Origin of the sequence: Pseudomonas sp. HAR-UPW-AIA-41 (genome assembly GCF_002304225.1) — a bacterium.
GTDB lineage: Bacteria > Pseudomonadota > Gammaproteobacteria > Pseudomonadales > Pseudomonadaceae > Aquipseudomonas.
Genome location: NZ_NSLB01000005.1, coordinates 1 through 22643 on the forward strand (window position 1 = coordinate 1; position 22643 = coordinate 22643).

22 protein-coding genes are annotated in these 22643 nt (G+C 64.3%); 13 read left to right on the forward strand and 9 right to left on the reverse strand.

The features are described from left to right. Together CK486_RS11020 and CK486_RS11025 are read right to left on the reverse strand one after the other, a co-directional pair. A partial coding sequence (locus CK486_RS11020; RefSeq protein WP_256574410.1) for a thiamine phosphate synthase occupies positions 1-287 on the reverse strand: 287 nt, incomplete at its 3' end. Between the two features lie 10 nt (positions 288-297). After that, on the reverse strand, positions 298-1095 hold the full coding sequence (locus CK486_RS11025; protein ID WP_095940363.1) for a hydroxymethylpyrimidine/phosphomethylpyrimidine kinase: 798 nt from the start codon (positions 1093-1095) through the stop codon (positions 298-300). A gap of 226 nt (positions 1096-1321) precedes the next feature. Here CK486_RS11025 and CK486_RS11030 point away from each other — a divergent pair, with 226 nt between their 5' ends. The 4 genes from CK486_RS11030 (at position 1322) to CK486_RS11045 (ending at position 6869) form a co-directional block, all read left to right on the forward strand. Further along, positions 1322-3727 carry a hybrid sensor histidine kinase/response regulator gene (locus CK486_RS11030; RefSeq protein ID WP_095940364.1) on the forward strand — a complete coding sequence of 802 codons (2406 nt, stop codon included), beginning with the start codon at positions 1322-1324 and terminating at the stop codon, positions 3725-3727. A 128-nt stretch (positions 3728-3855) separates the two neighbouring features. Continuing rightward, positions 3856-4551, forward strand: coding sequence for a TetR/AcrR family transcriptional regulator (locus tag CK486_RS11035; protein WP_095940365.1), 696 nt, complete (start codon positions 3856-3858; stop codon positions 4549-4551). Further along, positions 4548-6197, forward strand: a complete 1650-nt coding sequence (locus CK486_RS11040) for an acyl-CoA dehydrogenase family protein (RefSeq protein ID WP_095940366.1) — start codon at positions 4548-4550, stop codon at positions 6195-6197. The genes CK486_RS11035 and CK486_RS11040 overlap by 4 nt, the downstream gene beginning before the upstream one ends. 78 nt (positions 6198-6275) lie before the next feature. After that, a complete protein-coding gene (locus CK486_RS11045; RefSeq protein ID WP_095940367.1) occupies positions 6276-6869 on the forward strand; it encodes a DUF4157 domain-containing protein in 594 nt (197 codons plus the stop codon). 26 nt (positions 6870-6895) lie between these two features. On the opposite strand, the gene CK486_RS11050 is transcribed toward CK486_RS11045, so the two are convergent. From CK486_RS11050 to CK486_RS18080, 3 genes are all read right to left on the reverse strand, one after another. Then, positions 6896-7492 (reverse strand): hypothetical protein, encoded by a 597-nt coding sequence (locus tag CK486_RS11050; RefSeq protein ID WP_371915500.1) that lies wholly within the window; start codon positions 7490-7492, stop codon positions 6896-6898. A 30-nt stretch (positions 7493-7522) separates the two neighbouring features. Continuing rightward, entirely contained in the window at positions 7523-8680 is a 1158-nt protein-coding gene (locus tag CK486_RS11055; protein WP_095940368.1) for an MFS transporter, read from the reverse strand. A 107-nt stretch (positions 8681-8787) separates the two neighbouring features. Beyond that, on the reverse strand, positions 8788-8925 hold the full coding sequence (locus CK486_RS18080; RefSeq protein WP_176481696.1) for a hypothetical protein: 138 nt from the start codon (positions 8923-8925) through the stop codon (positions 8788-8790). A gap of 145 nt (positions 8926-9070) precedes the next feature. Between CK486_RS18080 and amn the strand changes: the two genes are divergently transcribed. After that, a complete protein-coding gene (gene amn, locus CK486_RS11060) occupies positions 9071-10537 on the forward strand; it encodes an AMP nucleosidase (RefSeq protein ID WP_095940641.1) in 1467 nt (488 codons plus the stop codon). On the opposite strand, the gene CK486_RS11065 is transcribed toward amn, so the two are convergent. Beyond that, positions 10538-11515, reverse strand: coding sequence for an AraC family transcriptional regulator (locus tag CK486_RS11065; protein WP_095940369.1), 978 nt, complete (start codon positions 11513-11515; stop codon positions 10538-10540). A 110-nt stretch (positions 11516-11625) separates the two neighbouring features. On the opposite strand from CK486_RS11065, the gene CK486_RS11070 reads away from it, so the two are divergent. After that, on the forward strand, positions 11626-12519 hold the full coding sequence (locus CK486_RS11070; protein WP_095940370.1) for a sterol desaturase family protein: 894 nt from the start codon (positions 11626-11628) through the stop codon (positions 12517-12519). On the opposite strand, the gene CK486_RS11075 is transcribed toward CK486_RS11070, so the two are convergent. Then, positions 12440-13336, reverse strand: coding sequence for a LysR substrate-binding domain-containing protein (locus CK486_RS11075; RefSeq protein WP_095940371.1), 897 nt, complete (start codon positions 13334-13336; stop codon positions 12440-12442). The two genes, CK486_RS11070 and CK486_RS11075, sit on opposite strands and share 80 nt — an antisense overlap. Positions 13337-13470: 134 nt before the next feature. Here CK486_RS11075 and CK486_RS11080 point away from each other — a divergent pair, with 134 nt between their 5' ends. The 6 genes from CK486_RS11080 (at position 13471) to CK486_RS11105 (ending at position 20416) form a co-directional block, all read left to right on the forward strand. Continuing rightward, positions 13471-14523: an agmatine/peptidylarginine deiminase gene (locus tag CK486_RS11080; protein WP_095940372.1), complete on the forward strand. Its 1053-nt coding sequence runs from the start codon at positions 13471-13473 to the stop codon at positions 14521-14523. 4 nt (positions 14524-14527) lie between these two features. Beyond that, positions 14528-15436 (forward strand): N-carbamoylputrescine amidase, encoded by a 909-nt coding sequence (gene aguB, locus CK486_RS11085; RefSeq protein WP_095940373.1) that lies wholly within the window; start codon positions 14528-14530, stop codon positions 15434-15436. 2 nt (positions 15437-15438) lie between these two features. Next, positions 15439-16539, forward strand: a complete 1101-nt coding sequence (locus tag CK486_RS11090; protein WP_095940374.1) for an extracellular solute-binding protein — start codon at positions 15439-15441, stop codon at positions 16537-16539. 93 nt (positions 16540-16632) lie between these two features. Further along, the gene (locus tag CK486_RS11095) at positions 16633-17364 is read left to right on the forward strand and encodes a TorF family putative porin (protein WP_095940375.1); all 732 of its coding nucleotides are present in this window, start codon (positions 16633-16635) and stop codon (positions 17362-17364) included. A gap of 95 nt (positions 17365-17459) precedes the next feature. Next, complete coding sequence (locus tag CK486_RS11100) at positions 17460-18584, forward strand: agmatine/peptidylarginine deiminase (protein ID WP_095940376.1); 1125 nt, start codon at positions 17460-17462, stop codon at positions 18582-18584. 173 nt (positions 18585-18757) lie between these two features. Next, positions 18758-20416, forward strand: coding sequence for an amidohydrolase (locus CK486_RS11105; RefSeq protein WP_095940377.1), 1659 nt, complete (start codon positions 18758-18760; stop codon positions 20414-20416). On the opposite strand, the gene CK486_RS11110 is transcribed toward CK486_RS11105, so the two are convergent. Then, positions 20395-21465, reverse strand: a complete 1071-nt coding sequence (locus tag CK486_RS11110; RefSeq protein WP_095940378.1) for an MBL fold metallo-hydrolase — start codon at positions 21463-21465, stop codon at positions 20395-20397. The two genes, CK486_RS11105 and CK486_RS11110, sit on opposite strands and share 22 nt — an antisense overlap. Positions 21466-21548: 83 nt before the next feature. Between CK486_RS11110 and CK486_RS11115 the strand changes: the two genes are divergently transcribed. Further along, positions 21549-22211 (forward strand): pseudouridine synthase, encoded by a 663-nt coding sequence (locus CK486_RS11115; RefSeq protein WP_095940379.1) that lies wholly within the window; start codon positions 21549-21551, stop codon positions 22209-22211. A 42-nt stretch (positions 22212-22253) separates the two neighbouring features. On the opposite strand, the gene CK486_RS11120 is transcribed toward CK486_RS11115, so the two are convergent. Further along, complete coding sequence (locus CK486_RS11120; protein ID WP_095940380.1) at positions 22254-22622, reverse strand: PilZ domain-containing protein; 369 nt, start codon at positions 22620-22622, stop codon at positions 22254-22256. Between the last annotated feature and the right edge of the window lie 21 nt (positions 22623-22643).

Below are 22643 nucleotides of genomic sequence, written 5' to 3' on the forward strand. Positions count from 1 at the left end.
CGGGCGGCGGCCAGCGAGCCGTCGCTCTGGCCCAGGTGCACGCCGACGCCCAGGCGCGCGGCCAGCTCGGCGTCGTCGTTGATGATCAGGTCGGCACCGTACTGCCGGCACAGTTCGCGCAGGGCCTCGGCCTCGCGCAGGCGGCGGGCGGCATCGGCGCTCTTGTCGCGGTATTGCAGCAGGCGCGCGCCGCCTTTGAGAGCGGCTTCGACGTAGGGCAGCAGCTTGCCGTCAGCCAGCAGCTGGCTGTCGGTGATGGCATACAAACCGCGCAGTTTGCTGCTCACGAATGGCCCTTCATAGCGAGAAGTCCAGCGGCAGGCGACGTGGCACATACTGGCCACGGCCGGGTTGCTCGGCATCGCGCAGGGTGCGCCAGGTGTAATCCAGCGCCGAACGCACCGCGCTGACCAGCTCCTCGCCCAGTGCCAGACGGCCTGCCAGGGTGCTGGCCAGGGTGCAGCCGGAGCCGTGGTAGCTGCCGGGCAGGCGCACGCAGGTGAAGGTATGGCTGTCGCCGCCGCGCACATAGAGACGGTTGTGGATGTCGGTTTCGTCGCCGTGACCGCCGGTGATCAGCAGGTGCCGGCAGAAGGGCGACAGCTTCTCGGCGCATTCGTCCGCCGTGCCTTCCGGCAGCTCGGCCAGAATGCGTGCTTCCGGCAGGTTGGGGGTGGCGATGGCGGCGATCGGCAGCAGGCGTTCACGCATGGCATAGCCGACGTCATCCTTGCCCAGCGAGCCACCGCCACCAGCGCGCAGCACCGGGTCGCAGACGAGGGGGATGCCGGGTAGCTGCTGCATCAGTTCTACCACGGTATCGACCATCTCCACCGAGCCGAGCATGCCCAGCTTGACGGCAGCTACCGGCAGGTCAGCGATGATGGCTCGCGCCTGGGCCATGACCCAGGCGCGGTCGAGCACGCGGAAGTCGCTGACGTTGACTGTGTCCTGCACGGTCAGCGCGGTGATCGCCGGTGCGGCGTGACACCCCTGGGCTAGCAGGGCTTCGATATCCGCCTGTAGACCAGCTCCACCACTCGGGTCGTGGCCAGACAAACAGAGGACAACGGGGCGGGAAGGATAGGTATTCATGGCGGCGCAGCTTACCACCAACAGTGCGATAGACCGAAATCGACGTGACTGCCAGGTTCCCCTCTGTACCCCTTGGTATTACTGACAGCATGAACGAGCCGCGAGGCAGATTCAGAACATTTTCTGCAGCACGCTTGTGCTAAATTTCATCACTCCAACCTCCTTAGCGCCTGGAACCGGCTCGTCCCACCGTGCGCCGGAAATATGGTCATCGACGAGTGTGGCAATGCGCTATTTCCTAACCCTGTTATGTCTCTGCTGGGCCCAACTGGCTGGCGCAGTCAGCTTCGACGAGCATACCCGGCAGTTGCCGCTGGGCCGGGAAATTGCGGTATTCGAGGATGTGCGGGGCAATACGGCGCTGACCGACATCACCTCCGCAGCGCTGGAGCCGAGCTTCCGCCGGCATGACAAGGACGTACTCAATGCCGGTTACTCGCGTTCGGTGTTCTGGTTGCGTCTGGATCTTGAATACCAGCCGACGCAGGGGCGCGACAGCCGCGAGTTCCTTTTGGAACTGGCCTACCCACCGCTGGATCAGCTCGATCTGTATGTGCCGGATTTGTGGGGTGGGCTGCAGCGCGTCGCGCAGACCGGCGATGCCCTGCCATTTTCCTCGCGGCTGATCCAGCAGAACAACTACGTGTTTCCCCTGCAGTTCCAGGCTGGCGAGCGCAAGCGCGTCTATCTGCGTCTGCAGAGCCAGGGCTCGATTCAGGCTCCGCTCAACCTCTGGTCGACCCAGGCCTACCTGGAGGCCCAGCCGGGCCGCATCTACGTGCTGGGGATCATCTACGGCGTGCTGCTGGTGATGCTGGTGTACAACCTGTTCATCTACATCAGCGTGCGCGATACCAGTTACCTCTACTACATCCTCTATATCGCTTCGTTCGGCCTGTATCAGGTCTCGGTCAACGGCGCCGGGGTACAGTATTTCTGGCCCGACAGCCCCTGGTGGGCGAATGCCGCGACGCCGTTCCTGATCGGCTCGGCGGCCCTGTTCGGCTGCCAGTTCGCCCGCAGCTTCCTGCACACCGCCGAGCATAGTCCGTGGGTTGACCGCACTCTGCGCGTGATGATGTTTGCCGGCGGCCTGGTCATGCTGCTGTCGCTGGTGGCCAGCTATGCCCTGGCGCTGCGTCTGGCCACCCTGCTGGCGCTGGTGTTTACCCTGGTGATCTTCAGCGCCGGGCTGATCTCCTGGTCGCGCGGCATGCGCGTGGCGCGCTATTTCATCTTCGCCTGGTCGGCGTTCCTGATCGGCGGCCTGGTCAACACCCTGATGGTGCTGGGCTACCTGCCCAACATGTTCCTCACCATGTATGCCAGCCAGCTGGGCTCGGCGATGGAGGTCGGCCTGCTGTCGCTGGCACTGGCTGACCGCATCAATGCGATGAAGGAGGAGCGTGCGCGCATCCTGCAGGAGTCCAGCCGCAAGCTCGCCCTGCTCAACGAAGAGCTGGCCAACAGCAACCGGCTGAAGGACGAATTCCTCTCCACCGTGACCCATGAGCTGCGTACGCCGATGAACGGCGTGATCGGTTCGCTGGAGCTGATGCAGACGGTGAACATGGACATCGAGCTGGCCCAGTACCACAAGACGGCGGTCAGTTCGGCGCGCGACATGATGCACATGGTCAACGACATCCTTGCGCTCACCGAGCTGGAGGCCGGCAAGCTGTACCCGCGGCGCGGGCCGTTCAGTCTGCGCGCGCTGCTCGACAGCCTGCGCGTGCAGTTTGCCGGTCGAGCCCATGACAAGGGCCTGAACTTCGAACTGCAACTGGACGACAGCCTGCCCGATACCCTTGAGGGCGATGCCGCCAAACTGACTCAGGCCCTGGGTTACCTGCTGGATAACGCGGTCAAGTTCACCCAGCAGGGGCGCGTCATCCTGCGGGTGCGCGGCGAGCAGGTCAGCAGCAGCGGCCTGACCCTGTGCGTGCAGGTCGAGGACAGCGGCATCGGCTTTGCCGAGCAGGCCGGTGCTTCCCTGTTCCAGCGTTTCCGTCAGCTGGATGGCTCCATGACCCGTGAATACGGTGGGCTGGGCATCGGTCTGACGCTGAGCAGTCAGCTGGCTCTGCTGCTGGGCGGAGAGTTGCAGCAGCGCAGCGAGCCGGGCCGTGGCAGCTGTTTCACCCTGCGCGTGCCGGTCGGTCTGCCGCTGCGCACGCGCGCCGAGCAGGCGCCGGCCCGTCTGCGCCGCCAGGGCACGCCCGTGCGCGAGCCAGGTCAGTGCGTGGTGCTGGTGGTCGAAGACAACGCCATCAATCAGCTGGTGACCCGCGGCATGCTGCTCAAGCTCGGTTATCAGGTGCGCACGGCCGACAATGGCGCCGAGGCCATCGAGTTGCTGCGCCGCGAGAGGGTGGATGCGGTGCTGCTTGATTGCCAGATGCCGGTGATGGACGGCTTTGCCACCGCGCGGGAACTGCGCGCGTTGCCGGGCTGTGCCGAGGTGCCGGTGATTGCGGTGACGGCGCACAGTCACAGCGGCGATCGCGACCGCTGCCTGGCTGCCGGCATGAACGATTACCTGGCCAAGCCGGTGAAGTTCGCCGAGCTGCAGGTGCTGCTGCACGACTGGGTGCTCTGCACCGCGTCAGGCGAGGCCTCGGCCGTCAGCTGAGGTCTGTCGCTGTGTCTGCGCCGTGATCAGCCCTGGCCGGATCGGCCGGGCGCTTTGGCATAAATCCCCCTTTGCCTGTCCGGTTGTCCGTGATTCACTGCTGCAAAGTGTGAATCCGGATTCAGAGTATGGCTTACCGTACTACCACCGCCCGTCTCGAACGTGATCAGCAGCTGCGTGAGCACATTCTGGCCTGCGCCCATGCTCAGGTGGCGGCCGGCGGTTTTGCCGCTCTGACCATGCAGGGGCTGGCGGCCGAGGCCGGCATTGCCACAGGCAGCCTGTACCGTCATTTCAGCCGCAAGGGCGAGCTGGCTTCCGAGGTCTTTGCCCGCGCCAGTCAGCGCGAAGTGGATGCCCTGGCCGCGGTGTTCGGCGCGCCGGGCAGCCCTTGTGAGCGCCTGCTGGCCGGTGTCCGGGGCTTTGCCGAGCGTGCCTGGCACAGTCGTCAGCTGGCGTTTGCCCTGATCGCCGAACCGGTCGAGCCCGAGGTGGACGAGCAGCGCCTGCTGTTCCGCGAGGCCTATGCCCAGCTGTTCGTCCGTCTGCTGGACGAGGGACGGGTCCTGGGACAGTTTCAGGTGGACTCGCTGAGCCTGAGTGCCGCCTGTCTGGTCGGTGCTATTGCCGAGGCGCTGGTGGGGCCTCTGTCGCCCTCGGCCCGCGCCGCGCGGGAATCCGGTGAGCCCGGCATGGACCTGGCGACGGTCAGCCAGGGGCTGAGCAACTTCTGCCTGCGTGCCGTGGGTGCGTCCCTGCCATTGAACATTCGGTCCCCGGAAAACCCGCCTGTAGAAAACCTGCCCACGGAGATTGCCCGATGAGCCTGCACCAGTTCGCTGAAACCCATGAGGTGTTCAACCAGGTTCCCAGCCTGGATGGCGCCAACCTCTACCGCCTCGATCTGCCGCTGCAGGAGTGGAGCCGCCGCTTCGGTGCCGGCTGGGCCGAGCAGCGTCTGGACACTTACGGTGCCCTGGCCGGCGGGCCGCTGATGGCGGCGGGCTTTCTTGCAAACGAGCACAAGCCGCAGTTCAAGACCCATGACCGCTACGGCAACCGCATCGATCTGGTGGAGTTCCATCCGGCCTACCACGAGCTGATGCGTACGGCAGTCGAGCATGGCCTGCCGTCGCTGCCCTGGACCGAACAGCGCGCCGGTGCCCATGTCGCCCGCGCCGGTCTGACCTACCTGCACAGCCAGGCCGAGGCCGCCAGTGGTTGCCCGCTGACCATGACCTTCGCCGCCGTGCCTGCACTCAAGCTGCAGCCGGACATCGCCGAGCAGTGGCTGCCGAAAATCCTCGCCACCGAGTACGACCCGCGCAATGTGCCGATGGCGCGGAAGGCCGGCGTCACCATCGGCATGGCCATGACCGAGAAGCAGGGCGGCACCGACGTGCGCGCCAACACCACCCGTGCCTATCCGGTGGGTGCCGGCGGTCCGGGCCAGGCCTACGAGCTGGTCGGGCACAAGTGGTTCTGCTCGGCGCCCATGTGCGACGCCTTCCTCACCCTGGCGCAGACCGACAAGGGCCTGTCCTGCTTCCTCCTGCCGCGCCACCGCCCGGATGGCACGCGCAACCAGTTCTACGTGCAGCGCCTGAAGAACAAGCTGGGCAACTGGGCCAACGCCTCCAGCGAGGTCGAGTACCGCGGCGCCCTGGCCTGGATGATCGGCGAGGAAGGCCGTGGCGTGCCGACCATCATCGAGATGGTGGCCATGACCCGCTTCGACTGCATGGTGGGCTCCAGCAGCCTGATGCGTCAGTCGCTGACCCAGGCCACGCACCACTGCGCGCACCGTAAGGTCGGTGGCAAGGTGCTCGCCGAGCAGCCGCTGATGCAGAACGTGCTGGCCGATCTGGCCCTGGAAAGCGAGGCGGCGCTGGCGCTGTGCATGCGCATGGGCCGCGCGCTGGAAAACCCGCACGACGAGCAGGAAGCCAGGTTCGCCCGCCTGGTCACGGCCATCGGCAAGTACTGGATCTGCAAGCGGGCGCCAGAGATGGTCGCCGAGGCCAGCGAGTGCCTGGGCGGCGCCGGCTATGTCGAGGAAACCATCCTGCCGCGCCTGTACCGCGAAGCGCCGGTCAACTCCATCTGGGAAGGTTCGGGCAACGTGCAGTGCCTGGATGTGCTGCGTGCCCTGTCCAAGGAGCCGGGCGTGCTTGATGCGCTGTTCCATGAACTGGGCGATGGCCACGGCGACGCTCGTCTGGCTGCGCATATCCGCCAGCTCAGGAGCGACTTCAGCGACATGGCCGACATCCAGTACCGCGCCCGCCAGCTGACCGAAGATGTGGCGGTGGCGCTGCAGGCCAAACTGCTGCTGGAAGCCGGCAATGCCACGGTCAGCGATGCCTTTATCGCCAGCCGCCTGCAGGGTCGTGGCCGGGTCTACGGCACCCTGCCGCGTGGCGTGGATGTCGCGGCTTTGCTGGTGCGCAGCACGCCGCATCTGGCCTGACGACATTCTCTTGACGACGCGCGAGTGACAAACTGTCGCCCGCGCTGTCTGAGCAGACAGCCAACTGCGTGTCGTGGAGTGTCTGTGAAAGCCCTGAAGTCCCTTTCTCTGCTGGTGTTGAGTTCGGTGTTGAGCGCTGGCGTTCAGGCGGCCGGTTGCCCGGCCGGTCAGCAGCAGGTGTGCCTGCTGGCCTGTTTCTGTGCACCGCAGGACGCGCCGGGGCTGGATGATCTGCACCGCCTGGCCAGTACCGGCTTGCGTGACTGGATTGTGCAGTCGCGCCATCGCCTGCTGGCCAGCGGCGTGGAGCCGATTCCGCTGCATATCCGCGCCCAGCTGGAGCCCTACTTCGACTTTGCCGTGCTGGATTCGGTGCGCTTCAAGGTCGGCGATCCGGTGGAGCTGAACATGGCTCACACGCTGATGCAGAACCCGGATGTCAGTGCGGTGACCTTGATCGATGTGATTGTCTTTCGCGATGAGGCCGAAGCCCGTGACGACGTCGCCCTGTGGGCTCACGAGCTCAAACATGTGGAGCAGTACCGGCAGCTGGGTGTCGATCAGTTCGCTGCCCGCTACGCCCGGGATTACCGGGCTCTGGAGGCTCCGGCCTACCAGCTACAGGGTCAGGTGCGGCAGGCGCTCAAGGCGCGCGCGGTGGCCCGCCAGTAACTGCGTCGATGGAGGATGCAGCCGGGTCAGTTCAGGCGGTAGCGCGCCAGCTCGGCCGGTGACAGCACGCGCATGTTGCGAGGCTCGATGCGCTGCATGTCTTCGAGCAGGGCGGTGGGAATGTTCATCTCGCGGAAGTAGGCCGCCGGGCTGTAGCGCACGCCCTGGTAGGTCATCCCGGAAAATACCGAATCGCCGCTGGCGAAGGGTGGCTTGTGCAGGCCGACGTAGCCTTTCACGGTCTTGTCGCGGCCGGCGGCCAGCAGGTAGACGCAGGTGCCCTGGCATACACCGGTGGACGGCACCAGCGCATCGAACCCGGACTCGCGCAGCAGGCGACCCATGCGCATGGCTTCCGGCACGCTGCCGCCGATGTTGTCCAGCAGCACGATCTTCTTCACATAGCGGCCGGGGTTGCCGGTGATGCCGCGCAGGAGCACTTCGTAATCGCCGGGGCTGATTTCCTCGGACACCTTGGCCACCAGCATCGGCCCCAGCGTTTTGTGCTGAACAGGTTTGACCTCCACCTTGGCGAAACCGGTCAGGGGCAGGCAGAGCAGCAGGGAGCAGAGCAACGGGCGCAGCATGGTGCGGACTTCAGGCAGTGAGTGGGCGTCCAGCATACGGCATGGACGCCCGTCCTGCAGCAGTGGTCAGTGGCTGAAGGCGCGGCGCATCTGGGGCAGGGCCGCGAAGGCTGCCACCACAAACAGGCTGGCGCCCAGGCACAGCGACAGGGGCAGCCCCTGCGGGCCGAGGTTCATCAGCGCCCCGCTGAGCAGCGGTCCGATCAGGCTGCCCACGCCCCACAACAGGCCTACGCAGGCATTGGCCGTGACCAGATCGGGGCCGCGGAAGTGCTGGCCGATCAGCACCAGTGCCAGGGTGTAGATACCGCCGGCGGCGGCGCCCAGCACCACCAGGGCTGGCCACAGCGCTGCCGGTGTGCCGATCAGCCAGGGCAGGGCCAGGCCCAGCGCCAGGGTCAGCAGGCCACAGCCCAGGTGCAGCACCCGCCGTTCCATGCGGTCCGACAGCCAGCCCAGCGGCACCTGAAACAGCATGTCGCCGGCCAGGATCACGCTGGCCATCAGGGCGGCGATGCCCACGGCATAGCCATGACCGCTGGCGTACACCGGAAAGAGCGACAGCACCAGGCTGTCGAAGAAGGCGAAGAACAGCACCCCCAGGCACAGTGCCGGAGCCACCCTGATGAAGCCGAGCAGGGAGAAGCGCCGTGGCCCTTCGGCTTCCGGCTCACTCAGTTCGGCCGGCAGATGGCGCCAGAGCAGGAGCAGAATCAGGGCGTTGGCGGCGGCCACCAGCGAGGCCGGCCACGGCCCCTGGGTGCCGAACAGGCTGATCATGGCCGGACCACCCAGCTGGCAGCCGGTAAAGCAGGCGGCATAGAGCGCCACCACCTGACCCCGGCGGCGTTCGTCACAGAGTTCATTGACCCAGGACTCGCCGAGGATCACCAGTACGCCCATGGCCAGCCCCAGCAGCAGGCGGGCGGTGGCCAGCCAGAGCAGGGGCACGTGTGCGGGGATCAGTGGCAACACGGCCAGCAGGCACAGGGCAAAGCCGCCCAGGTACAACTGGCGGGCATTGAGGTGGCGGCACAGGCGGTTGACCAGCAGGGCGGCGAGCATCATGCCGGCGGCCGGCAGTGCAGACAGCACGCCGATGGTCAGACTGCTGGCGCCGGCCTCGTGCAGGCGCAGGGCCACCAGCGGCAGGGTGGCACCCATGCTCAGACCGACCACGGAAACGGCCAGAATCAGAAGGGCCAGAAGCCAGGAAGAACGCATTTGAAACTCCCATCCGCCGCGTGGCGGATCTACAGCGAAAATAACGGCGCCCCACGGCAAACGGGCCGCAGGGGGAATGCAGGATCGCGGGCGTCAGGCCCGGAGAATCAGCAGGCGGGAGGGGAGAAGGTGAAGGCGAACAGCACGCTGCGCCGGCGCTTGAGCTTGGCGTCGCCCGGCCGGGTGCGCGCCAGCAGCCGCGGATCGGGCTGGGCAAGGCAGGACAGGGCGGAAACAGGCAGCATTGCAGTCAATATCGGGCTTGGAGCGGGGCGCGCAGTCTAGGGATATGACCTGCGCAGGTCAAATCGGTCCGTCGGCTGGTAATGGTCACAAAGGCCGGCGCAAGATAGGGCTGTCCGTTACCGCAGGAGTGCATCCGTGAGCGCCATGCTGTTCAACGAGTTCGTCGTCGCGGCCACCGCCGAGGAGGCCGTCGAGCGCCTGTCTGTGCTGCACCGCCAGGCCCGTGAGGCCCTGAGTCAGGCACTCAGGCGCTATCTCAAGGAGCGCGCACAACCCAGCGCGCTGGAGCGCGAACAGTTCCGCTACCCCGAGCTGCGCCTGACCTACCACTGCCAGGGCGAGGTGCCGAGTACGGTGCGCGCCTATGCCAAGGTGCAGGTGCCGGGCACCTACAGCGTCACGGTTACCCACCCGGATGAATTCCGCCGCTACCTGCTGGACCAGCTCACCCCGCTGATGGCCGATTTCAGCGTGACCATCGAAGTCGGCCTGAGTCAGCAGAACATTCCCTATCCCTATGTGGTCGAGCAGGGTGACGAACTGGCCGGCTCCGGGGTGACCGCCGCCGAGCTGGCGCGGGTATTCCCCAGCACCGACCTGTCCATGGTCAGCGACGGCACGGCCGACGGCCTGTACGACTGGGCCAATATCGACCCGCTGCCGCTGGCCCTGTTCGACGCGGCGAGGGTGGATTTCTCCCTGCGCCGGCTGGTGCATTACACCGGCAGCGACTGGCGCCATGTGCAGCCGTGGATTCTGCTGACCAACTATCACCGCTATGTCGACCAGTTCATCCGCTATGGTCTGGATCAGCTGCTGGCCGACACCCGCTACGTGCGCATGGTGCTGCCCGGCAACGTGCTGGTCGAGCGCGGCATGGACGAGGGTGAGATGCAGGCGATCATCGAAGGCGTGGTCTGGCACCGCTACCAGATGCCGGCCTATCACCTGATCGCCGATGACGGCCACGGCACCACGCTGGTGAATATCGGTGTCGGTCCGTCCAACGCCAAGAACATCACCGACCACCTGGCCGTGCTGCGCCCGCACTGCTGGCTGATGATCGGCCACTGCGGTGGCCTGCGGCAGTCGCAGACCATCGGCGACTACGTGCTGGCTCACGCCTACATGCGTCGTGACGGCATCCTCGACCGGGTGCTGCCGCCGCACATTCCCATTCCGGCGCTGGCCGAGGTGCAGCAGGCGCTGCAGGAGGCTGCCGCCAAGGTCACCGGCGAGCGCGGCGAAGCGCTGAAGAAACGCCTGCGCACCGGCACCGTACTGACTTACGACGACCGCAACTGGGAGCTGCACTGGGCCCATGAGCGGGCGCTGATCAACCTGTCGCGGGCCGTGGCGGTGGACATGGAGAGCGGCACCATCGCCGCCCAGGGCTACCGCCTGCGGGTGCCCTACGGCACCCTGCTGTGCGTGTCGGACAAGCCGCTGCACAGCGAGATCAAGCTGCCGGGTTCAGCCACGGGGTTTTATCAGCGTGCGGTCAGCCAGCATCTCTCCATCGGCATCGCGGCACTGGACCTGCTGCGGGGGCAGCTCGATTCGCTGCACTCGCGCAAGCTGCGCAGCTTCGACGAGCCGCCGTTCCGCTGATCAGCCGGCCAGAGTCTGTTGCCGCCAGCGCAGTGGGCTCTGGCCATGCCACTTGGCAAAGGCCCGGCTGAAGGCGCTCTGCTCCGAGAAACCGAGCAGGGCGGCGATTTCGCTGAGCGGCAGTTGCGCGTCCTGCAGGTAGCCTTCGGCCAGTTGCCGGCGGGTATCGTCCAGCAGTTGCTGGAAGCTCAGCCCCTGTTCGCCCAGATGGCGCTGCAAGGTGCGCGGCGAGCGGTGCAGCTGGCTGGCCAGGTCGGCCAGGCTGGCCCGGCCATCGCGCAGCAGCGGGATCAGCGCCTGCTGGCATTGCTGCAGCAGGCCGCCCTGTTGCTGCTGGCGCAGGAATCCCTCGGCCTGAGCATCGAGCAGGGCCAGCAGGGCCGGGTCGGCCTGGCGCAGCGGCAGCTGCAGGTAGTGCAGGGGCAGGACGATGCGCGTGCTGCGCTGGGCAAAACGCACCGGACAGCCGAAGAACGCGGTGTAGGGGGCGGTGTCGGCAGGGGGCGGATTGACGAAATCCACGGCGCTCACCGGCAGCGTCTGGCCGGTCATGTTGCGCGCCAGTTGCACCAGTGCCGCCACACCGGTTTCATCGACCAACTGGCCCGGGCAGCCGCAGGCGATGCCCCATTCCACGATGACCTGCTCGCCTTCGAGGCGCAGCTGCGCCGGATTGACGTCGTACACCAGGGCATGAAAACGCTCCAGTCGTTGCAGCGCCTCGCCTAGGGTGGTGCAGGCCAGCGCCGCATAGCCGACCACGCCGAAGTGTCGCGGGCTGATGCCGGCGGCAATCTCCAGGCCCAGTGCCGGGCGTTGCAGGGCGCTGTCGGCGCGCTGCAGCAGGCTTTGCCAGAGTGGCATCGGGACCTGTCCGTGACTGCCGGCCGGCGGCGGGCCGAGCAGAGTCGGGCCGTCGACACCCAGCCGCGCGAGGTATTCGTAGAGCAGGGTGACGTAGCTGGTGGCGATGCGCATGCGGACTCGCAGGTTGGCGTGATTGGTCAAAAAGATAGCGGGGACGGTCAAGCCTGGCCAGCGCTTTTGCCGCACGCTTGGCGCACTGGAAAACCTTGTGGAGCCTGATCATGGAATTGCTTGCCGAGCTGTGGAGCGCCGTCGATGTGCGTCGCGACCTGCTGCTGATTCTGACCCCGCTGTTTATCGCCACCCTGGCCGCCGAGTGGCTGAAAATGCGCGAGCGCGGTGTCTACCGACTGGGTGACTCGCTGGCCAGCCTCGGCCTGGGCGGCATCTATCTGCTGGCCGACGCGCTGCTGGTACTGGTGCTGGTGCTGCCGGCCTACTATTGGGTGCATGCCCACCGCGTGCTGGACTTCAGCATGACGCCGCTGGCCTATGTGGTGCTCTTCTTCGGTCTGGAGCTGTGCTACTACGCCTTTCACCGCGCCAGTCACCGCATTCGCTGGTTCTGGGCGGCGCACGTGGTGCACCACAGCTCGGAGCACATGAACTTCACCACCGCCATGCGCCAGAGCCTGTTCTATGGCGTGGCCGGCAACTGGCTGTTCTACCTGCCACTGGTGTGGCTGGGCTTTGCGCCGGAGTGGGTGCTGTTCATGCTGTCGGTGAGTCTGGCCTACCAGTACTTCGTGCATACCCAGGCGGTGCACAAGCTGCCGCGCTGGTTCGAGTGGTTCTTCAATACGCCTTCGCACCACCGCGCTCACCATGGCCGCAACCCGCAGTACATCGACCGCAACTACGGCGGCATCCTGATTATTTACGACCGGCTGTTCGGCACCTTCGTCGAAGAGCAGGAGGCAGTCGACTACGGCATCGTGCGCCAGGTACAGAGCTTCAACCCGCTGTGGCTGAACCTGCACGAGTGGGTCGATCTGGCGCGCGACGTGGCGCGTCCCGGTCCTCTGTTACAGCGCTTCAGGCACCTGTGGATGCCGCCTGAGTGGCAGCGGCCTGAGACAGCTGAAGCCGCTCAGCCAGCCACTGACAGAAGCTGACGGTCAGCGGGTCTGCTTCGCTGTCGCGATGCACCAGCCAGCTCCAGCGCGGGCCGCGAACGCGCTGTTCGACCAGTGGCTGCAACGTGCCTTGTTCGCGCGCCGCGCTCGACAGCAGCTCGCTGGTCAGGGCAATGCCGAGGCCCTGGCTGGCGGCATCCAGCAGCAGGCCGGGGTCGGAAAAATTCAGTCCCTGGCTGTGTTGGCCCACGTTCGCGCCGCCCTGTACCTGCCAATGGCTCCAGTCCATTTCGCGCTCGCCATGCAGGGTGGTGCGTTGCTCGGCAGGCAGGCTCAGCACGCTGGGGTGAGCGACCGGCAGTAGGCGGTCTTCCAGCAGGACGCGGTAGCTGCATTCGGCCTGGGCGGTGAGATCGTCGCGTACCGCCACGTCGATGGTCTGGGTGGTCATGTCGGGCGCCTCGTCACTGGTAAACAGCCATAAGTCGATCTGTGGGTGCAGACGATGGAATTCCGCCAGATGCGGCAGCAGCCAGTGGCGGGCGAAGGCCGGGGTGGTGTTGACCACCAACTGATTGGGTTTGCGGTACTGCTCCAGCCGTCGGATGCCCACGGCCAGTTGCTGCAGTAGCGCCTGGGTGGTGCTGAGCAGATCGAAGCCCGCATCGGTCAGGGCCACGCTGCGGCCCTGGCGGAAGAACAGCGGTTGTTCCAGATAGCTTTCCAGGCTGCGGATCTGCTGGCTGATGGCCGACTGGGTAAGGTGCAGCTCCTCGGCGGCCTTGTGGAAGCTGCCCAGGCGGGCGGCCGCTTCGAAGCCGCGCAAGGCGTTCAGGGGAGGCCAGTGCTTGAGCATGATTGATAAGTCCTGCTAATCAGAATTGCGCAAAATCTATCGTTTGTTGCTGCATTTTTACAGGCCTAGCATGCAAGTCATTACCGCGTCTGCGGTTTTGTTTGATAACAAAGACTTAATTGATAGGCACTTTTATGCAGTTTGCTAGCGACGTACACAACGGCTGGGTAATGCCGGCTGAATGGGTTCCACATGCCGCCACCTGGATGGCCTTTCCGCACAATAAAGCGCTCTGGGAGTCGGGCTGGGGCGTCACTCTGGCTGAGGTGCAGGTTGATTTTGCGCGCGTGGCCAACGCCATCGCGCGCTTCGAACCGGTGAAAATGGTGGTCGACCCGTCCGCTGTGGCTCGTGTCCGCGAGCTGTGTGGTGCCAATATCGAGCTGATCGAGCTGGCCATCAATGACAGCTGGTGCCGTGACTCCGGCCCAAGCTTTGTCTGCCATCCGCAGTTGGGCCTGGCTGGTGTGAGCTGGCGCTTCAATGCCTGGGGCGGAAAATCAGCCCATGATCTGGACGAGAGCCTGGCTCGGCGCATTCTCAACGGCCTCGGTCTGGAGTGCTTTGGCACGCCGCTGAGCAACGAAGGTGGCGCCATCCATGTGGACGGCGAGGGCACCCTGATCACCACCGAGTCGGTGCTGCTCAACCCCAACCGCAATCCCGGTATGAGCAAAGCCGAGATGGAAGACATCTTCGCCCGCCTGCTGGGTGTGAAGAAGACCATCTGGCTGCCGGGCGATCCGCAATACGTTACCGGCGACATGACCGACGGCCATGTGGACGGTGTGTGCGCATTCGCCAAACCCGGCGCGCTGCTGGTCGATGCCACTCACGACAAGGGCTCGGTGTATGCCGAGGTTGTGCGTGAGAACCGTCGCGCACTGGAGCTGGCCACCGATGCCTGTGGTCGCCGCTTCGAGCTGATTGATCTGTATGAGGCCACCGATGCGGTGGATACCGAGGCGGAAGTCTTCTGTGCTTCCTACACCAACTTCTACATCTGTAATGGCGCCATCATCATGCCGGCTTACGGCATTGCCGCCGACGATGAAGCCGCCGCCACCTTGCGCATGGCCTTCCCGGGTCGTGAAGTGGTGCCGGTGCAGATCAACCAGCTGGCCCATGGCGGTGGCGGGGTGCATTGCATCACCCAGCAGCAGCCGGCCTGGCCGTTGAAGGGGTGAGGCCATGAGCAAGCTGACCGTCGCCACTACCCAGTTCGCCTGCAGCTGGGACCTGAAACAGAACCTGGACCGTGCCGAACAACTGGTGCGTGAAGCCGCCGCCCAGGGCGCGCAACTGATCCTGCTGCAGGAGCTGTTCGCTACCCCGTATTTCTGCATCGAGCAGGATCACAAGCACCTGGCGCTGGCCGAAGAGTACAAGAGCAGTCCGCTGCTTAAGCGCTTCGCCGCGCTGGCTGGTGAGTTGGGTGTGGTACTGCCGCTGTCCTGGTTCGAGAAGGCCGGCAATGCCTACTTCAATTCGCTGACCGTGGCCGATGCCGATGGCCGTCTGCTCGGGGTTTATCGCAAGACGCATATCCCCAACGCCATTGGCTATCAGGAGAAAGAATACTTCAGCCCCGGCGATACCGGCTTCCGTGTCTGGGACACCGCCTTCGGCCGCATCGGCGTGGGTATCTGCTGGGACCAGTGGTTCCCCGAGACGGCCCGCTGTCTGGCCCTGCAGGGTGCCGAAGTGCTGCTGTTCCCCACGGCCATCGGTTCCGAGCCGGGCGCTGCGGCGCTGGACTCGCGCGATCACTGGCAATTGACCCAGCGTGGTCATGCGGCCGCCAACATCATGCCGGTGATTGCCGCCAACCGTATCGGTCGCGAAGTCGCGACCACTGACCCGGCGTTGCAGATGAGCTTCTACGGCTCGTCCTTTATCACCGACCACAAGGGCAAGCTGCTGGCTGAAGCCGACCGCGACACCAGCGGTGTGCTGGTTCGGGAGCTGGACCTGGCAGCCATGCGCGAAGAGCGCCTGACCTGGGGTGTCTACCGCGACCGCCGGCCGGAAATGTATGGCCCGCTGCTCGGCCTGGACGGCCAGAAAACGCATATCCATTGGCAAACGCCGGGAGTCTGAGCATGAACGCATTGAACAAAATGTTGGTTGGCTCGTTGAGCCTTGCACTGGGCTGTGCGGTTCTTTCGGCCAAAGCCGAAGAGAAAACCCTGAAGCTGTATAACTGGGCCGACTACTTCGCCGAAGACACGCTGACCCGGTTCACCCAGGAAACCGGTATCAAGGTCATCTACGACGTCATGGACAGCAGCGAGACGCTGGAAGCCAAGATGATGTCCGGCCACAGTGGCTACGATCTCATCTTCCCAGGTGACACCGTGGCTGAGCGGCTGATGCGCGCCGGCGCGCTGCAAAAGCTGGACAAGAGCAAGCTGGAGCATCTGGACGACATCGAGCCGGGTCTGCGCACCCTGCAGACCAAGTACCCCTATTCGCGGCATGCCACGGTGCCTTACACCTGGGGATCGATTGGCCTGACCTACAACGTCGAGATGATCAACAAGCGCATGCCGAATGCGCCGACCAATAGCCTTGATCTGCTGTTCAAACCGGAGCTGCTGGCTAAGTTCGCCGACTGCGGTGTCTCCATGATCGACTCGCCTGATGAGGTGCTGGCCGTGGTACTCAATTACCTCGGGCATGAGCCGCGAAGTGGCAAGGCTGATGATCTGGCCGAGGCTACGGCACTGCTCAAGTCGATCAAGCCCTACATCCGTAAGTTCCAGTCGCAGCCGGTGACCCAGCTGGTCAATGGTGATATCTGCCTGTCGCTGGGTTACAGCGGCGACATGACCCAGGCTCAGCGCAGTGCTGATGCCGCCGGCAAGAAAGTGCAGTTTGCTTACCGCATCCCGCGCGAGGGCAGCACCATCTGGATGGACACCATGGCCATTCCCAAGGATGCCCAGCATCCGGAGTACGCCTACGCGCTGATCAACTTCATCATGCGCCCGCAGAATATGGCCGATATCAGCAACTTCACCGGCTATCCCACCTCCAGCGCCAAGGCCCGACCGATGGTGGCCGAGGACATGCGTGGCAACCCGGACATCTACGTGGATGAGGCGACCTACGCCCGGCTGATCCCCGGCAAGGACATCCCTCAACGCGATATGCGTGCCCGCATGCGCGCCTGGACGGCGTTCAAGACCGCCCAACACTGATCTCCATTCCCTGATTAGCCCTCACCGTCGCAGCTCCGGCTGCCGGCGGAGGGCTGTTTCATCCCGAAAACAACAACAAGAAGAGAGCGCTCCATGAAACCACTCGCCTCACTCAGTTTTGCCGCGGCGCTGTCCGCTGTGGCTTCGATCACTCAGGCCATCGAGTTGAACGAAGACTTCAGCCTGTACCTGGATGCCGGCGCCTACAGCGATTACCGCACACGCGGTATCTCGCAGACGCAGAACGACCCGGCCGTGCAGGGCTCGGCCACCCTGAGCCATGCCAGCGGGCTGTATGCCGGGGTCTGGAGTTCCAACGTCGACTTTGGTCTGGGCAGCGATACCCGCCAGGAGATCGACTACTTCGCCGGTTACAACTGGCAGATCAGCGATGACATCAGCCTGGATACCGCCTACTACAAGTACGCCTATCCAAGGCAGGGCGACCTCAACTACAGCGAGGTTTTCAGCAAGCTCAGTGTCTATGGCTTCCAGCTCGGCGGCTACTACTCGGACGATCTGGGCGGCAACCAGAGCATGTTCTACAGCTTCGTCGGCTACAGCCATGTGCTGCCGGCGGATATCGGGCTGGACCTTCGCTATGGCCTGGCCGACTACAAGGACCCGCTGTTCATCGACGACCAGGGCGACACTCGTGACAGCTACCACGAGTGGCAGGTCAAGCTGAGCAAGGAGCTGCTGGGCCTGAACTGGTCAGCCAGCTATGTCGACACCGACCTGTCCGACAGTGAGTGCCTCAATTACATGGGCTTCGACGACGTCTGCTCGGCGACCCTGGTGCTGGGTGTGAACAAGACCTTCTAACGCTTCGAGGGAGCCGCACGCCAGGGAGGGCGGCGCCGGGCCTCAGAGTCGGTCGCGGGCGTCAGCCAATCACTACCAACGGAGAGAGCAGCAACATGTCGACACGTCGTGAATTCATCAAACAGCTCACCCTCGCGGCCGGCGTGGGTGCGGTATCCACTCTGGGGCTGGGCCTGAGTGCGCCGCGCGTGCGCGCAGCGCTTGCGGGCAGTTGGTACATGCCCGATGAGCATGCGCTGCAGGAGCGCGTCTTCCTTGCCTTTGCCGCGTCCACCTCAATCTGGGAAGACTGGGCTACCCCGGTCAATAACTGCATTGCCCTGTTGGCCAAGACCATCGCTAAGTATCAGCCGGTGACGGTGCTCTGCCGTGCCAACCAACTGAGTCTGGCCAAACAGAAGTGCGGCACCACCAACATCCAGTTCCTGACCATGCCCCTTGATGACATCTGGGTGCGCGATTATGGCGGTTGTTTCGTCGTCGATGGTCAGGGTGGGCGTGGTCTGGTCGACTTCAACTTCAACGGTTGGGGCGGTAAGCAGGCTTCTGGCAGCGATACGCAGGTGGCCGACAGCCTTAGCTACGAGCTGGATGCGACCTACATTGGTAGCCAGTTGACCGGTGAGGGTGGTGGCATTGAGGTCGATGGCCATGGCACGGCGATCATGACCGAAAGCTGCTGGGTCAACAGCAACCGCAATCCGGGCATGAGCAAGGCGCAGATGGAGGCTGAGCTCAAGGCCAATCTGGGGCTGCGCAAGATCATCTGGTTGCCGGGTATCAAGGACAAGGACATCACCGATGCTCACGTCGACTTCTACGCGCGCTTCGTCAAACCGGGCGTGGTGATTGCCAACCTGGACAACGATCCGAAGTCCTATGACTACGCAGTAACCCGTACCCATCTGCAGATCCTGCAGAACGCCACTGACGCCGATGGTCGCAAGCTGGTGGTGCACACCCTGCCGCCGCCTCTGAAAAAGCGCAGCAACGTGTACACCCAGAACAATCCGGATTTCGCTCCGGGTTACATCAACTATCTGCCGATCAACGGCGCGGTAATCGCCCCGCAGTTCGGCGACGCGGCGGCCGACAAGTACTGCAAGGACCTGCTGACCAAGCTCTACCCAGGGCGTGCCATCGTGCAAGTCAACATCGACCCGATTGCCGCCGGTGGCGGAGGTATTCACTGCGTGACCAAGAATATGCCGCGGGTGTGATCTTTACTTGCTCCAATGAGGGGTGAAGTGTGCCCCTCCCTTTCCCCATGCCTGGTTGATGCGCAGCACCATCCCGGTATTGCTGGTTGTGCGCTCCCACACCTCGGACTGGCGCCTGCCGCAATACTGGCTGCGGATTAGCCCGGCATGGCTTTTTTGAGAGGTCTTGTGCCATGCAACGACTTGTCCTGTCCTGCTTCACTCTGGTCGCTTTCTGTGCTTTTGCCGAGGAGCAGGCTGCCAGCCTGGTGCTGCACAACGCCCGTATCCATACCGTCAACGATGAGCAGCCTTGGGCGCAGGCCCTGGCCATCGACGGGGACGGACGCATCATGGCGGTCGGTAGTGATGCCGAGGTCGAGGAATATGCGGATGAACGGACCGAGTTCGTCGATCTGAAGGGGCGTCTTGTGCTGCCTGGGTTTCAGGATACTCATGCCCATGTTCTGGATGCCTCCTCGGAGGCTCAGGCTGACTGTCCGCTGCAGGCCGACGAGAGTCTTAAACAGTGGCTGGACACTATCGGTGAGTGCAGCGACTCCGCGTCAGGGGAGTGGTTGCTGGGCAGCGGCTTTGCCTTGCATACCCTGTTGCAGAGCGGGCAGAGCCCACGTGCACTGCTGGACCAGATTGCGCCAGATCGGCCCGTGGCGATCATGGAAGAGACTTCGCACGCTTACTGGCTGAACAGTGAAGCTCTGCGCCTGGCCGGTTTCGAGCAGGCTCAGGATGATCCTGAGGGTGGGGTGATTCTGCGGGATGCCCAGGGACGGCCCAGCGGTGTTGTCCTCGACAACGCCGGGGACCTGGTGATGGACAAAGCACTGCCTCCCTCCAAAGCACTGCAGGAAACCTACTATCAGGCCGTATTGGCCGGCCAGGAGGAGTTGGCTCGTAACGGCATCACCTCAGTGGCCGATGCTCGGGTGTTCTGGCGTCGTGGGCATCTGCAGGCCTGGAAACGTGCGGCGGATGCCGACCAGTTGCTGGCACGGACCAGCCTTGGACTCTGGGCCTATCCGCAGTTGGAAGACGACGATCAGTTGGAGGCATTGGCGGATCTGTATGACGCAGGGCGCGAAGATTCACTGCTGCGCGTCAATCAGATCAAGCTGTACGTGGATGGCATCGTGCACAACACCACCGCCCGTTTGCGCGAGCCTTACCAGAGCAGTTTGCCGGGAGTCGATCCACGGGGGCTGTATTACTTCACGCCTGCGCGGCTGCAGCGCTACGCCCGCGAGCTGACCGCTGTGGGCTTTGATCTGCATATTCACACCATCGGTGATCAGGCGGTGAGAGATGCGCTGGATGCCATCGAACAGGCCGACAAGGGGCGTCATCGCCTGACCCATGTGGAGTTGGTGGATCGGGCGGATATCGCACGTTTCCGCCAGTTTGGCGTGATCGCCGATTTCCAGCCCAGTCCGTACTTCACGCCCTCGTTTCTCAAGGACAATCAGCCGCTGATTGGCCAGCGGACCTACCGCATGCTGCCAATGCGCGAGCTTTATGACAGTGGCGCGCATGTGACCCTGAGTTCTGACTGGGATGTGAACCCCTTGTCGCCCTTGGGCATCCTGCAAAATGCGCTGAGTCTGGGGCCTCGCAGTCTGCCGAGCCTGGAGGCGGCGGTAAGGGCCTATACCCTCGATGCGGCCTATACCCTGCGCCAGGAGCAGGACACCGGCTCGCTGGAGCCGGGCAAGCAGGCCGATCTGGTGGTATTGGACCGTGACATCTTCAAACTGCCGGTCAACCAGATCAGCCAGGCCAAGGTGCTCTGGACCCTGCTCGGCGGCGAGGAAACCTACCGCGGGTCCTCTTTCTGATCACTGTCTGCCGGCAGTACAGGCACCTGCCACTGCTCGCCCGGCTTGGGCGCGCGGAACTGCTCGGCCGGCACCTGCCAGTCGAGCAGCGCCTGGTGCAGAGCCTGAGGCGGGGCGAACTGGTTTTCGTCACTGAGGTTAAAGGTGCCGAAGTGGATGGCCATGCTCTGCTGGCTCTCCAACTGACGGTGGGCCTGCACGGCGTCGTCAGGGTTCATGTGGTTGTCGCGCATGAACCAGCGTGGCGCGTAGGCACCGATCGGCAGGGCGGCAAAGCGCATGGGGCCGAAGCGCTGGCGGATCAGCTTGAACTCCGGGCCGAGTCCGGTATCGCCGGGAAACAGCACCGGGCCTTGTGCCGAGTCGAGGACAAAGCCCAGCCACAGGGTCTGATTGACGTCACTGCGGGTACGGGATGACCAGTGTTGTGCCGGCACGGCATGCAGGGTCAGCTCATCGTTGAGTGTCAGTGATTGCCACCAGTCCAGTTCGGTGATGTGCTGCAGGCCGCTCTGGCGAATCAGGGCGGCATTGCCCAGACCGGTGACCACGCGCGCGCGCGGGTAGCGTTCGGCCAGCAGGCGCAGAGTGGCCAGGTCGAGGTGATCGTAGTGATTGTGGCTGACCAGGATCACGTCGATCGGCGGCAGCGCATCCAGGGCCACGCCCGGCGGGTGAAAACGCTTCGGTCCGACCCAGCTGAACGGACTGGAGCGCTCGCTCCACAGGGGATCGGTGAGGATGTTCAGGCCATGCTGCTGGATCAGCAGGGTGGCGTGGTTCACGTAGGTGACGTGCAGCTCGTCGCCGTCTACCCGTTCGGCGAGGCGCGGTGGTTCGGCCGGGCCGGGTTGCGGCAGCCATTCCACTTGCGGTTCACGGTTGAACTGCCATTTCAGGAAGCTCCAGAAACTGTGGTGTGGCTTGGGCTCGATATTGTGGAAACGCTGGCCATCGAAGTGGTCGCTGACCGGGCCCTGATAAGGGCTGCTGCAGCCAGCCAGTGTCAGCAGGCTGATCAGCCAGGTGGGACGCAGAGCGCGTGACATGTGTCGTTTCTCGCTTGCCGGGGTAACGGAACAGACCCTAGCATGCGCGCCAGCACTTCTGCCCAGCCAACTGTTTGCCAGTCATGTCACGTCCACCGCGTCCCCGCTCGCCGCAATCCAGACCTGCTTCTGCGCCACGGTCCGCGCCTCGCGCGGCATCACCTGCAGGACGACGAGTCGCCAAGCCGGCGCAGGCAGAGGCGAAGCTGATCCTGCTGAACAAGCCGTTCGACGTGCTTACCCAGTTTCAGGATGACCAGGGGCGCGCCACGCTCAAGGACTTTGTCGATGTGCCGGGTGTATATCCGGCCGGGCGTCTGGATCGTGACAGCGAGGGCCTGTTGCTGTTGACCAACGATGGCCAGCTGCAGGCACGCATTGCCGACCCTAGGTACAAGCTGAGCAAGACGTACTGGGTGCAGGTCGAGGGTGAGCCCTGCGAGGCTCAGCTGCAGCAGCTGCGTGACGGCGTGCAGCTCAACGATGGGCCGACTCTGCCGGCCGAGGCGCGGCAGATTGAAGAACCTGACCTGTGGGAGCGTCACCCGCCGGTCCGCTTTCGCAAGAGCGTGCCGACTGCCTGGCTGGAGCTGGTGATTCGCGAGGGGCGAAACCGTCAGGTGCGGCGTATGACGGCTGCCGTGGGCTTGCCGACCCTGCGTCTGGTACGGGTGCGTATTGGCCCCTTTGCTCTCGATGGCCTGCAGCCTGGTCAGTGGCGAGAGGTACCGGCACGCTTGCAGTGAGGTGCAGCAGCGCCCGGCTCAGGCCGGGCCATGCGATTTGGGTTACTCGCCGCCCAGCGCGGCCAGCTCACGTTCCAGCAGGCTCAGGTCGCCGAGGTTGAGTTCGACCAGGCGACGCAGATGGCTGATCGACTCCAGGTCGATGTGCCGGCAGACAAAACCGAGCATCGGGCCGTCCTGGCGAGTCAGCACCACCTCCATTTCTACACGGATATCCGTGCCCAGGGTGATGATGGCCTTCAGCGGTTGATTGGTGTCGGCATTCCATTGCGCCGGCGCATGCACCATCAGGCCTTTGAGCGACACGTCGTGCAGTTGCACCGGCCAGTACCGTTCACCCTGTTGCAGCTCAGTGAGGGCATCGAAGGCAATGCGCTGAAAGCGCCGGCGCTCTGAAACAGACTCGGTCATGGCGGGACTCCTGATGGGTTT

Bases quoted from the DNA above. Each gene is read 5' to 3' on its own strand.
- CK486_RS11025 (WP_095940363.1), bottom strand. From the start codon at position 1,095: ATGAATACCTATCCTTCCCGCCCCGTTGTCCTCTGTTTGTCTGGCCAC.
- CK486_RS11030 (WP_095940364.1), top strand. From the start codon at position 1,322: ATGCGCTATTTCCTAACCCTGTTATGTCTCTGCTGGGCCCAACTGGCT.
- CK486_RS11035 (WP_095940365.1), top strand. From the start codon at position 3,856: ATGGCTTACCGTACTACCACCGCCCGTCTCGAACGTGATCAGCAGCTG.
- CK486_RS11040 (WP_095940366.1), top strand. From the start codon at position 4,548: ATGAGCCTGCACCAGTTCGCTGAAACCCATGAGGTGTTCAACCAGGTT.
- CK486_RS11050 (WP_371915500.1), bottom strand. From the start codon at position 7,492: ATGCTGGACGCCCACTCACTGCCTGAAGTCCGCACCATGCTGCGCCCG.
- CK486_RS11055 (WP_095940368.1), bottom strand. From the start codon at position 8,680: ATGCGTTCTTCCTGGCTTCTGGCCCTTCTGATTCTGGCCGTTTCCGTG.
- CK486_RS18080 (WP_176481696.1), bottom strand. From the start codon at position 8,925: ATGCTGCCTGTTTCCGCCCTGTCCTGCCTTGCCCAGCCCGATCCGCGG.
- amn (WP_095940641.1), top strand. From the start codon at position 9,071: ATGCTGTTCAACGAGTTCGTCGTCGCGGCCACCGCCGAGGAGGCCGTC.
- CK486_RS11065 (WP_095940369.1), bottom strand. From the start codon at position 11,515: ATGCGCATCGCCACCAGCTACGTCACCCTGCTCTACGAATACCTCGCG.
- CK486_RS11070 (WP_095940370.1), top strand. From the start codon at position 11,626: ATGGAATTGCTTGCCGAGCTGTGGAGCGCCGTCGATGTGCGTCGCGAC.
- CK486_RS11075 (WP_095940371.1), bottom strand. From the start codon at position 13,336: ATGCTCAAGCACTGGCCTCCCCTGAACGCCTTGCGCGGCTTCGAAGCG.
- CK486_RS11080 (WP_095940372.1), top strand. From the start codon at position 13,471: ATGCAGTTTGCTAGCGACGTACACAACGGCTGGGTAATGCCGGCTGAA.
- aguB (WP_095940373.1), top strand. From the start codon at position 14,528: ATGAGCAAGCTGACCGTCGCCACTACCCAGTTCGCCTGCAGCTGGGAC.
- CK486_RS11090 (WP_095940374.1), top strand. From the start codon at position 15,439: ATGAACGCATTGAACAAAATGTTGGTTGGCTCGTTGAGCCTTGCACTG.
- CK486_RS11095 (WP_095940375.1), top strand. From the start codon at position 16,633: ATGAAACCACTCGCCTCACTCAGTTTTGCCGCGGCGCTGTCCGCTGTG.
- CK486_RS11100 (WP_095940376.1), top strand. From the start codon at position 17,460: ATGTCGACACGTCGTGAATTCATCAAACAGCTCACCCTCGCGGCCGGC.
- CK486_RS11105 (WP_095940377.1), top strand. From the start codon at position 18,758: ATGCAACGACTTGTCCTGTCCTGCTTCACTCTGGTCGCTTTCTGTGCT.
- CK486_RS11110 (WP_095940378.1), bottom strand. From the start codon at position 21,465: ATGTCACGCGCTCTGCGTCCCACCTGGCTGATCAGCCTGCTGACACTG.
- CK486_RS11115 (WP_095940379.1), top strand. From the start codon at position 21,549: ATGTCACGTCCACCGCGTCCCCGCTCGCCGCAATCCAGACCTGCTTCT.
- CK486_RS11120 (WP_095940380.1), bottom strand. From the start codon at position 22,622: ATGACCGAGTCTGTTTCAGAGCGCCGGCGCTTTCAGCGCATTGCCTTC.